The 9,975-nt window shown below is 68.2% G+C and carries 8 protein-coding genes and 1 pseudogene; all 9 read right to left on the reverse strand.

The window, feature by feature from the left end; translation table 11 throughout:
* Nucleotides 1–74: 74 nt before the first annotated feature.
* Complete coding sequence (locus D7Y13_RS14490) at nucleotides 75–770, reverse strand: pilus assembly FimT family protein (protein WP_120534116.1); 696 nt, start codon at nucleotides 768–770, stop codon at nucleotides 75–77.
* Nucleotides 767–2,017, reverse strand: a complete 1,251-nt coding sequence (locus D7Y13_RS14495) for a PilW family protein (RefSeq protein ID WP_120584223.1) — start codon at nucleotides 2,015–2,017, stop codon at nucleotides 767–769. Before D7Y13_RS14495 ends, D7Y13_RS14490 begins: the two co-directional genes overlap by 4 nt.
* On the reverse strand, nucleotides 2,014–2,523 hold the full coding sequence (locus D7Y13_RS14500) for a type IV pilus modification PilV family protein (protein WP_120534118.1): 510 nt from the start codon (nucleotides 2,521–2,523) through the stop codon (nucleotides 2,014–2,016). The genes D7Y13_RS14495 and D7Y13_RS14500 overlap by 4 nt, the downstream gene beginning before the upstream one ends.
* Nucleotides 2,520–6,824: a DUF4114 domain-containing protein gene (locus tag D7Y13_RS14505; RefSeq protein WP_120584224.1), complete on the reverse strand. Its 4,305-nt coding sequence runs from the start codon at nucleotides 6,822–6,824 to the stop codon at nucleotides 2,520–2,522. The genes D7Y13_RS14500 and D7Y13_RS14505 overlap by 4 nt, the downstream gene beginning before the upstream one ends.
* The gene (locus D7Y13_RS14510) at nucleotides 6,824–7,276 is read right to left on the reverse strand and encodes a c-type cytochrome (RefSeq protein WP_120584225.1); all 453 of its coding nucleotides are present in this window, start codon (nucleotides 7,274–7,276) and stop codon (nucleotides 6,824–6,826) included. The genes D7Y13_RS14505 and D7Y13_RS14510 overlap by 1 nt, the downstream gene beginning before the upstream one ends.
* Nucleotides 7,277–7,299: 23 nt before the next feature.
* The gene (locus D7Y13_RS14515) at nucleotides 7,300–7,998 is read right to left on the reverse strand and encodes a hypothetical protein (RefSeq protein WP_120534121.1); all 699 of its coding nucleotides are present in this window, start codon (nucleotides 7,996–7,998) and stop codon (nucleotides 7,300–7,302) included.
* Between the two features lie 209 nt (nucleotides 7,999–8,207).
* Nucleotides 8,208–8,519 carry a hypothetical protein gene (locus D7Y13_RS14520; RefSeq protein WP_120534122.1) on the reverse strand — a complete coding sequence of 104 codons (312 nt, stop codon included), beginning with the start codon at nucleotides 8,517–8,519 and terminating at the stop codon, nucleotides 8,208–8,210.
* Nucleotides 8,520–8,581: 62 nt separating this feature from the next.
* Nucleotides 8,582–8,908 (reverse strand): c-type cytochrome, encoded by a 327-nt coding sequence (locus D7Y13_RS14525; protein WP_120584226.1) that lies wholly within the window; start codon nucleotides 8,906–8,908, stop codon nucleotides 8,582–8,584.
* 44 nt (nucleotides 8,909–8,952) lie between these two features.
* Nucleotides 8,953–9,975 (reverse strand): annotated as a pseudogene (locus D7Y13_RS14530) (hypothetical protein); the annotation flags it as partial.

Genomic DNA, 9,975 nt, shown 5'->3' on the forward strand with positions numbered 1-9,975 from the left:
CGCTGACCGGGGAGGCGCACCCCACGTCCGGGACCTGGAAGGTCCCGGACATGGAGCGGCACGTCACCGTCGGTTCAGGGGGCCGTGCAGGCCGCCGCCAGCCGCTCGTCCTTGCGGGTCGCGTCGTTGGTGGTAGCGGCCTGCGAGTCGCAGTCCATCACGCTGGACAGCCCCGTCAGCGGCTCCACCATCAGCACGCTCTTGGGGCGGTCGGAGGCGAAACGGAAGAGGATGGAGTTGTCCGCGGGCGCCGCCGCGGCGATGTCCGCGGGCGAGCCGAGCGAGCCCTGCATGCAGTCCATCCGGTTGAACACCGGCCGGCCGGAGCCGGGCAGGAAGCACAGGTTGTTGATGTCCGCGGCAACCATGGTGCCCGGGATGACGATGTCCGGTCCCGTCTCGCTGCAGCAGTTGGAGTCGGCGCGGCACGTCTTGGCCAGGCAGGACGGGCTGGGACACTTGTCCACGGTCCACTCGTCCGGATTGTTGAGGTCATCCCCGCACTTCAACCGCTCCCAGCGGGCCACGTTGTAGCGCCTGCCGTCCGGCTGCTCGACGTCCGGATCCACCACGATGCGCACCGGCTGGTTGGTGCTGATGGACAGCTGGCGCGCCCGCAGGGCGGCGCCCCACAGCTCGCGCGTGGCCGAGGTCTCCCGCTGACGGTCGATGCGGCCCTGCGTTCCCGCCACGGCCAGGGCGATGAGCACCCCTATCACCGCGACGGCCGTCATCAGCTCCAGCAACGTCATGCCCTTCGTGCGCTTCATGGCACCACCACTTCTTCCGCCTTGGCGACCGGCCGCAGCATTCCCACCGCCGCGAAGTTGCGCGCGAGGATCCGGAAGGTGAACCGGCGGCGCTTGTAGCCATCCTGGTCGCGCCCCTCTTCATCCTGCCCCCCGAGGATCGCATCCTGGTTGATGCGACGGGTGCGGATGACCAGCGTCACCTCCAGCTCGCGGATCCGCTGCCGCATGCGCCTGTGCAGCTCCTCCTGGGTGGCGGGAGCCGGGAGGTCCACCCCGTCCGCCCCCTTCAGGTCGATCTTGCAGGGCCCCGCATTGAAATCCGCCAGCGTGCATTCGGAGATGTAGGGACGCGTGATGCCCGCGGCGGGCGCATCCGGGTACCAGGTCACGATGTTCCTGGCTTCGAACAGGTCGATGATCCCCTCGCGCACGGTCATCTGCTCCACGTCGCGGCTCACCACGGACCAGGCCGCCTGTCCGGGTGCCCGGTACTCGAGCGTGGGGATGTTGTTCTTCCAGTTCACCCGGTAGGCCGCGCCACCCAGGCGAAGGGCCAGCCAGTTCTCCACGTCGGTCTTCACCCCGGTCGGTTTCCAGAATTCCGTGTCCACCTCCCCTTTGCACTTGGGGGAGCTGGGAACTTCGGGGGTCGGCGCGTGGACCGTGAACTTCCCGGGGGCCCCGGCCATCACAGTGTCGATCCTCACGGGGCAGGCCACCTTGTTTCCACCGCTGACCAGCACGGCGATGGTCGGCTGCGCGGGGTTCACCATCCCATTGGAGGGGTCCTTGCCCGTGCAGAAGGTGGTCAGGTCGTTGCTGCGGTACCTGCCCACGTTCGGGGCTTCCGTGCACGGGGCCAGGGTCATCATCCCGTTCGTCTCCCCCCAGTAGAGCTGGAGGGCATCCGACTCCAGGTCCTCCGTGGGCGCCGGGACGAAGTCCGGGTCCGGGCCCAGGGGGGTGTCATTGCCCGTCAGGTCCGGCTTGTGCCAGACGGTGATGGCCGAGCGCTCATCGTCGGTGTCGAAGGAGATGGGCGTGTTGCCCATGCCCGTGCCGGCCCGCGCCAGGTCGGTGGTGAACAGCTCCTTCACCGCCCGGCCCGTGACCTGCGCCATCATCGTCTGCTCTTCGAAGAGGGCGCGCTTCTGCATCTGCGTGCCCACCACCAACCCGGTGGTCAGCACGATGACCCCCAGGGCGCTGGCGATCATCACTTCCAGCAGGGTGAAGCCCCGCCGCTGCATGGACGTGGGACTCATTGCGCCATCCGGGTCTGGAGGACCACGACCTGCCGGCCAGAGCGGATGTTCGGCTCTTCCCAGCTCACGGACACGCGCACGTTCACGAGGTTGCCCGTGGTGGCGCCCACCAGCGGACGGTTCACGGGGGGATTGCCCCACTTGCCCCCTTCCGCGGTGAGGGGGGCCATCACGTTGTCCACGTCCACGTTCACCGTGTATTCGCGCGCCAGGATGTTGGGGTCCGTGGGCGGCGTGTTGCGCAGGAGCCCCTCCGACGTCTGGTAGACCTGGAAGGTCCTGTTGGTCAGGTCAGCGCAGTTCACCTGCCCCTGGCATCCCTCCGTCAGGATGTTCTCCAGGGTCTGCTCCGCGATGATCTGCGCCTGATTGGCCGTCAGCGTCCGCCGGTTGGCGGTGCTCGTCTGGCTCACCACGGTCATGGCCGCCGCCACGCCCAGGAGCATGACGGCCATGGTGGCCATGACTTCCAGCAGGGTCACACCCCGTGAGGCTCGCTGCATCATTGCGGCAGTCTCCCGTCGGGCAGCGGCTCCCACAGCATGATCTGCGACTTGGGCACTCCGCTGGCCCCTGCCTTGTTGTTCCACTTCTGTCCGCCCATGACCTTCATCTTGCCCGTCGCCGTGAGCACGAAGAGGTGCTCGTCGTGCACCACCGGTGCGGAAATGGCGTGGCCCTCCAGTTCGGAGCGGGTCATCACGCCGGTGATCTGGTTGGCGGTGTACGAGGCGCCGTTCTGCGTCGTGCTCAGGTTGCAGATGTCCGCGGCCTTGCCGGCGGCGGTCGCTGCGTAGACGCTGTCAGCGCTGAGCGCCACGCCGCCCCACAGCTTCTCACCCTTGCCCAGCTTCTGGACCCACATGGGCTCCAGCGGCAGGCACGGCTTGTCTCCCGCGGGGTTCGGATCCTCGAATGCCATCAGGTGGTACTGGTACGAGGGCGACGCGGGGTTCGGCTCGTCGTAGCCATCCGTGTACTGGTCCGGGTTGTCGCCCGTGCCGAAGTAGAAGCGCACCACGGTGCCGTTCTCCGTGCGCACGAGCTTCACGGCCAGGTTGGAGTAGAGCTGCTGCAGGTCCAGGTCTGTCTGGCTGGCGTCCGGGTGGTTCTTCAGCGCGGCGGGCGCGCTCGCCACCATGCACTTCTGCACCTTGTCGCCCAGCTTCCGGGACGTGCTCACGTTCTTGAGGTTGACGCGCCAGACGCTGCCGGACGTGGTGGGCACGTACATGACGTCGTACGTCCCGTCCTGATCCAGGTCCAGCATCGCGGACTCCGCCGCGATGCCCCAGCCCTTCTCGAAGGTGATGACGCCCGCGTACTTGCCACCCGGGGTGGAGCCGTAGTCGAGCGGCTTGCCCGTCTTCATGTCGAGCAGGAACACCGCGCCCGCGCGCTTCTCGGCCGGCTCGTAGTCGGTGCCCACCACCGCCACCCAGCGGCGGTCCTGGGCATTCGCCGAACCCCAGGCCGCCCGGACGAGGGAGGGAGCATGGCGCGAGCCGATGTTGTCCGGCAGCAGCACCTGGGGGTCCACCGTCTGCGCCGCGGTGAAGGCGGTCGCCATGGTCAGGTCCTTGAAGCTGAACTCCCACAAGGGCAGCGGATACCAGTCGTCCTCGGGGTTGGTGATGTCCAGCGCGTAGACCACCGGCGTGCTCTTGCCCGTCGCGGAGACGAGCACCGTCTTGGCGCCCTGCTGCTTCTGGGCCGTCTGCGCGGGCTTCCAGTCGTACTTGATGTTGGAGTTCCAGTCGTTGCGGTCACCCAGGTCCACGTTGGCGATGCTGGGCGAAGCGTCCATCTGGGGCCTCGGCAGGGTGCCCGAGTTGCGGAAGCGCACGTACTGGTTGCGGTACTGGCCCAGCAGCAGTTCGGGCATGTAGGCGAACTCCTCCTTGCCGGTTCCGTACGCGCGCGTGGCGGGGACGGTCGCGGAGCCACAGCCCGTCGGCTCGAAGAATCCGCGCTGCTGGGGCTCGTCGACGCAGCCGTCCTTCAGGGCGTTGCGGAAGTCGCCCGTGTCGAAGGCGTGGAGCACGCCGCTCATGGTGCCCACGTAGGCCACGGTTTTGCGCTTCTCCAGGCCCTTCAGGAAGTTCGTGCGGTAGAGGTCCCGCTCGGTCGGCTTCGCGTACTGGTACCAGTTGTCCTGGTAGGGAGGGACCGCCAGCGCCACGGTGGACAGGTTGATGCCGCCCATGGGCCACGGCCGACGCGCGCCGGTGGTCTTGTTCTCGTAGCCGTACAGCCAGTCCACCAGGAACTTTCGTTCGGTACCGGGGCTGCAGTTGTCGTCGTGGTTCAGGTCGTAGGGATAGCGTCCGTCGATCTCGCTGTACGTGTTGCAGAGGCTGCCCGCGAACAGCTCGTCGCCCTTGTCCTTGACGTCCTTGTTGCCGCCGTTGTTGTCCGACATCGTGTAGAGCTTGCGCTTGTCGAGCAGATCTCCACTCGTTATCGACAGGGCCATCACGCGGCCCGCTTCCCAGCGCAGCTTCGGATTGGTCGCATCGCTCTTCTCCGGGTCATAGAGCGACTGGAGGTACATGCGACCGCGGATGGTGTAGTCCTTGGCTCCGTCGTAGGTGCGGATGCCGGGGAGCGGCAGGCTGCCCTCGGCCCCGCTCCAACCCTCACCCCACTTCTGGCCCGGCGTCTCGTTCACGCCCCAGACGGCCACGTTGCCCAGGGTGCTCGGGCTGGAGCGCGCGTAGGCGCCGGAGCGCACGGCCTGGTAGCCGATGTCCACGTCGTCGATGATGGGACGGCACTGCTCGTTGGGGCTGCTGATGTCCACCTTCCAGCACAGCTGCGAACCCGTCAGGCCCAGCGCCAGGATGTCGATCTCCACTTCCTGGGTGGGGTACGTCCCGCCCGTGGGGAAGACCACCGGAACCCAGCCCGGCGACGGGTTGGGCTGGTACTTGCCGTTCCCGTCCAGGATGCGGCAGTCCACCGCGATGGAATAGGTGATGGTGGGCCTGATGCCGCTCGGCGGCGTGCAGGCTCCCACGGCTTCCTCGGTCCAGCAGGGCGCCCCATTTCCCGGGCATTTGGTCACGGATTCGCCCGGCTTCTGGACGCGCAGGCTGGAGGCGGGGGGCGGGGTCTCCGTTGACGAGTACGGCGCGACGTCGTCCTGCCGGCGGAAGCGGACCTTGGTGATGGTGAAGTCCGGGCCGAGCCTGTCCCCATCGTCGCCCATGACGTCGGAGGTCACGGTGTTGGACTTGGCGCCACCGCCGTTCTCCTTGTTGATCATGAACACGATGTCGTTGAAGTCGCGGTCACCACCGCCGTTGAGGTCCTCGAAGCCGAGGATCCACCGGAAGGGGTCCGTGGTGGGCGCGCCCACGATGACGTGGGGCATGTAGTTCATGCGGTCCACGGCCTCGCTCACGTTTCCCGACTCCGTGCCGGGGCGCATGATGGTCACGCCCTCCGGGGGCATGATCAGGGTGTTGTAGGCAGGCGAGGCCAGACGGTCGAGCGTGGCCTGCTCCAGCCAGCCGCAGGCCCGCTGACCGCCGCTATTCTCGATCTCACAGGCATCACCGTCCGACGGGACGTTGCAGCTTTCGGAGTAGCTGCAGCCGATGTTGCGCTCCGTCACCTTGTTGCCCGCGAGCGTCTTGAAGTTCTGATCCAGGTTCCAGGTGGCCTTGGAGAAGAACACGGAGACGGACGTCTGCAGGTGCAGCAGGCACTTGCCGTCCTCGTCGGCGTTGCCCGTGTAGGGGGCGCGCTTGAGGCAGGGGGCGACCGTGTCGTTGTCCGTGTTGTGGCGGACGTCGTAGTAGACGACGGCGAAGAAGACGATCTCCTTGCCACCCTGGACCATGCCCAGGTTGACCCTGCGGTCCCCGGTATTGAGGTTGTTGTAGTTGGTGTACTCGGGATCCGTGGTCGCGGGGGCGGGCAGCTTGAGGCCGCGGTAGTCGTACTGGGAGACGTTGTAGTCCGGGATGCCGTCGTAGTCGTTGCTGATGTCCGCGACGGGGCCGAGGTTGCGCTCGACGGTCTTGCCGTCGTCGTCATCCGCGAGCAGGAAGACCATTCTTCCGAGGCCCTTGTAGTCGTTCTCGGGCGCGGCCGGCTCCAGCAGGTTGGGGATGTGCGGGAACAGGCCGTTGTCGGACGAGATGCTGTTGCTGGTCCCCACCCAGTCATTCGCGATGTTGTTGTTGCTGGAGTCCGCGCGGCCCGGGCGCGAGTCCGTGACGTCGGTCTTGTGGACGAAGGTCTTGGTGCAGGTCGGGGAGGCCCCCATCGCCAGCTCGGGCTCCATGTACGTCTTGCCCCCGGACGTGAAGGTCCGGGAGCAGCGCCTGGGCCCCTTGCCGACGTACTTGACGGGCAGGATGGGGTCGTCGTCCGGCGTCAGGTTGTAGAGGGCCTCGTGCAGGTCGAGGATGCCGTTGGCGTTCTTGTCGACGAGGTTGCCGTTGGCATCCGCATAGCCGCGGGCCTTCACGTCATCCAGGTACATGTAGCCGAGCGAGTGCGACGCACCGGCGGACTCGTACACGTAGTCGATGGTGACGGTCTGGTCGAACGGGAAGGTGATGTTCTCCGAGTCCAGCTTCTTGAGGTCGGTCTTGAGCTGGAGGCGCTTGTCTTCGCGCAGTTCGATGGTGTCGTTGCTGATGGTCAGGCCATCCGGCCCGATCTTGAAGGCGCCCTGCTTGTCATTGGCCAGATCGTCCTGGCAGAGCAGCTGGGGGCTGGCGACCTGGGCGGTGGCGGGCGCGGTGCCCGTCACCAGCAGGGCCGCGAGGGCGTTCTTGAAAAGCGTCCGCATCACTTCTTCCCCTGGTTCGTCGACTGGGACTTCTTCGCCTTCGCTTCGGCTTCCGCCTTCTTGCGCCGCGTCCGCTCCGTCACCTGCTGCTCCATCCGCTGCTTCAGGACCGCCCGGCGCGGCGGCTCCGCCGGCACCGTCACGGTGGCCAGGAAGCCCATCAGCGGCTCCAGGTCATCCGGGCCCAGCAGGCGCGTGTCGCAGATGGCCTTGGGGTTGAACCGGTGGGGGGACTGCACCCACGCGTGGATCTCCTCCAGGCTCTTCCTGCGGACCACCTGGTCCATGGCGGGCCCCACCGGCTCACGGGTGCCCTTGGCGCGCTTCGGGGCTGGGGAGGGGGCTTGGGCCTGGTGGCACTGGGCACAGGCCTTGTTGAAGGCCAGCTCGCCCCGGTCCTGGGCGCTGGCGAGCGCAGGGAGCAGGAGCAACAAGGGGGTCAGGCGTTTCATGGGGGGCTCGCGGGAAGACGGGATTACGGAAGGGTGATGACCGCGGTTCCGGGCGTGCCGGTGTCCGTGACGTTGACGTAGTTCATGTCCGGGCCGCAGCCCTTGGAGATGCACCCGGGCGTGAAGATGGATTCGGTGTTGGAGTTGGTGACGAGCGCCTGCACCACGGCGCGGGTGGGCCGGCCGTTGGCGTTGGTGACCTCACCCACGGAGATGACCCAGAGCTGGCGGTTGGAGTCGGTGCCGAACAGGTCGTCGCTCTCCACGTCGTCCCGCACGAAGACCCGGTAGCGCACGTTCTTCTGCTCCGGGTAGTCGTCGATGCCGGCGTATTCGGCGGCGTCCAGGCTGTCGGTGGTGATGCTGTAGTCGTTCCACCCGTCCACCCCGTCACCCGGCAGCAGTTCGAACCAGGGGTAGTTGGCGCTGCCCATGCCCGGCAGCTCCACGCGATCCCGGCCCAGCGCGTCCTTGAGGACGAGCGTGGCCCCGAGGTTGGTGTCCATGATGATGCGCACCGCCTCGCGGCCCTCCGCGAGGCCCGCCTCGGCGGCGAAGAACGCCTGCTTCTGGCGGCGGGTGTCCGCCTGGCTGTCGGCCTCGCGGCCCACCACGCTGAAGCTGAGCATCACCGCCATCGTCACGACGGCGACCACGCCCAGCGCGAGCAGGAGCGTGAAGCCTCGCGGCTGGCGGAGGTGGGAGCGGGTGCGCGGAACCATCAGGAACTCCTTCGCGCGCCCTGGGGGAGGCGCGGCGTTGGGGCTGAGGGTCAGCAATCCGCGTGCCGGGGGGCCTGGCACTCAACCCTCTGGAATGAGGGGGATGCTCGGGCCGGGGGGGTGCCGTTTGACGTCAGGCGGCTGCGCAAAGTTTGCGAGCCCGCCAATCCTTGCGGTGCCACCGCCCTTTTTCGGGCGGGGCGGTGAGGCTAGCGCTGGCCGCCACGCAGTGCGGCACGCAGGCGGATCATGTCGTCCAGGACGCCCGGATCCACCAGCTCCAGGGCGGCCTTCTGGGCGAGGCCGCGGGACTGCTGGCGGTACTCCTCCTCGTCCTCCTCGCCGCCCTTGCCACCCTTGTCGTCGCCGCCGCCCTTGCCGTCGCCGCCCTTGGGCATCAGCGCCACCGGCTGGGAGACGCCCGGCTCCAGCCGGGGGAACGCGTTGGCGTCGGCGCGCACCGACGCGAAGAGGCTGACCATGGACAGGCAGAACACGATGGCGACAGTGAGGGTCTTCATGGGTGTCTCCGATTCTCCCACTCCCTGGACGCCTGGGCGCCAGGGGTTATTCATGACGCCCGTCACTTCGCCTTGAAGGTGCGGATGTATCGCACCAGCGCGTCCATCTGCTCCGGGGTGAGCCGGTCCTTGTAGGCCTTCATCTTCGTGTTGCGGGACGAGCCGTTGGCGATGACCTCGCGCAGCTCGGCGTCCGTTTCGGCCTTCTGCCAGGCGGCCCGACTCATGTCGACGATGGCCTCCTTCTGGCCCATGCGCGTCTGCGCCCGGCCGTCCGGGCCGTGGCAGGACTTGCAGCTCTTGCCCCACAGCTCCGCGGCGTCCTCGGCCCGGGCCACGGGGGCGCACAGCAGCAGGGTGGATACCAGCAGGTACAGCCGCGTCGTCATGCACCGTCTCCTGAAGCGAAGGCGGCGCCAGTATAGCGGCGCGCTCAAGACCCCGCGCGAGGCCAGAAGGGCGCCGGGGGCCGGCCGGGGGGCTGCAACCAGACGGACTCCAGGAAGCGCACCGCGTTCTGGTCCGCCGTGTCGTTCCGGGTGAACGCCGCCTGGGTGCCCCAAAGCACCGCCAGCGTCGCGAGCCCCGCGGCCCAGGCCATGGAGGGCACGGGGCGTCCGGCCGCGTCGCATCCCAGCGCGAGGAAGAGACAGCCCGCCACGCCGACGAGCGCCGCGAGCAGCACGCCGCCCGCGAGCCACGTGGGGAAGCCCAGGAAGGCGAGCACGTTGGGCGCGTGGTAGCCGGCCAGCAAGAGCGGCCGCGCCAGCGCGAGCACGGGGGTGGAGACGTCGTCGGGGATGTAGTTGACGAAGGTGGCCAGGCCCGTGATGAGCACGGACGCCGCGCACAGCATGGCGGCGACGCCGGACAGCCACGGACGCCCGGCCTCGCGCAGCCGCTCCAGCACCAGCCCCGCGGGCAGCAGCAGGAAGGGCACGAGCCCCGTGAGGTGGCGCGGCCCCGTCGTCCATCCCCAGGAGTCGTAGGTGAACGACGACGTGAAGTACGTGTAGCCGGCGAGCGTCACCGCGGTCAGCCAGAAGAGGGCGCGGGCCTCCGGGGACGTCCTGCCCTGGCGCTTCAAGAGGCCCAGGCCGGGCAGCGCGAGCAGCAGGAAGGGCGACAGCGTGAACAGCCCCCGCAGCGGGGAGAAGAACGACAGGAAGAAGGCGCGCGGATCCGGCGTGCGGATGCCCAGGAAGCCGCCCAGGTGCCACGGCTGGTAGGCCGCGTCGTTGAGGTGCTTGTAGCCCGTCTCCAGCGGGTGCCCGAAGGTGGCCTGGTGGTAGAGCATCAGCGCCGCGATGAAGGGCAGCGCGCCCAGGAACGCGAGCCCCGTGGCGCGGCCCAGCCGCTGGAGCCGCGCGCTCCACGGGCCCTGGGTCCCCAGCAGGGTGAGGGCCGCGTAGAGGATGAGGCCCAGGACGCCCAGGGCGCCGGTGTACTCGGCGGC

It is taken from the genome of Corallococcus praedator, assembly GCF_003612125.1.
Lineage (GTDB): Bacteria > Myxococcota > Myxococcia > Myxococcales > Myxococcaceae > Corallococcus > Corallococcus praedator.

Coding starts and splice junctions, on each gene's coding strand:
- D7Y13_RS14490 (WP_120534116.1), bottom strand. CDS start 770: ATGAAGCGCACGAAGGGCATGACGTTGCTGGAGCTGATGACGGCCGTC.
- D7Y13_RS14495 (WP_120584223.1), bottom strand. CDS start 2,017: ATGAGTCCCACGTCCATGCAGCGGCGGGGCTTCACCCTGCTGGAAGTG.
- D7Y13_RS14500 (WP_120534118.1), bottom strand. CDS start 2,523: ATGATGCAGCGAGCCTCACGGGGTGTGACCCTGCTGGAAGTCATGGCC.
- D7Y13_RS14505 (WP_120584224.1), bottom strand. CDS start 6,824: ATGCGGACGCTTTTCAAGAACGCCCTCGCGGCCCTGCTGGTGACGGGC.
- D7Y13_RS14510 (WP_120584225.1), bottom strand. CDS start 7,276: ATGAAACGCCTGACCCCCTTGTTGCTCCTGCTCCCTGCGCTCGCCAGC.
- D7Y13_RS14515 (WP_120534121.1), bottom strand. CDS start 7,998: ATGGTTCCGCGCACCCGCTCCCACCTCCGCCAGCCGCGAGGCTTCACG.
- D7Y13_RS14520 (WP_120534122.1), bottom strand. CDS start 8,519: ATGAAGACCCTCACTGTCGCCATCGTGTTCTGCCTGTCCATGGTCAGC.
- D7Y13_RS14525 (WP_120584226.1), bottom strand. CDS start 8,908: ATGACGACGCGGCTGTACCTGCTGGTATCCACCCTGCTGCTGTGCGCC.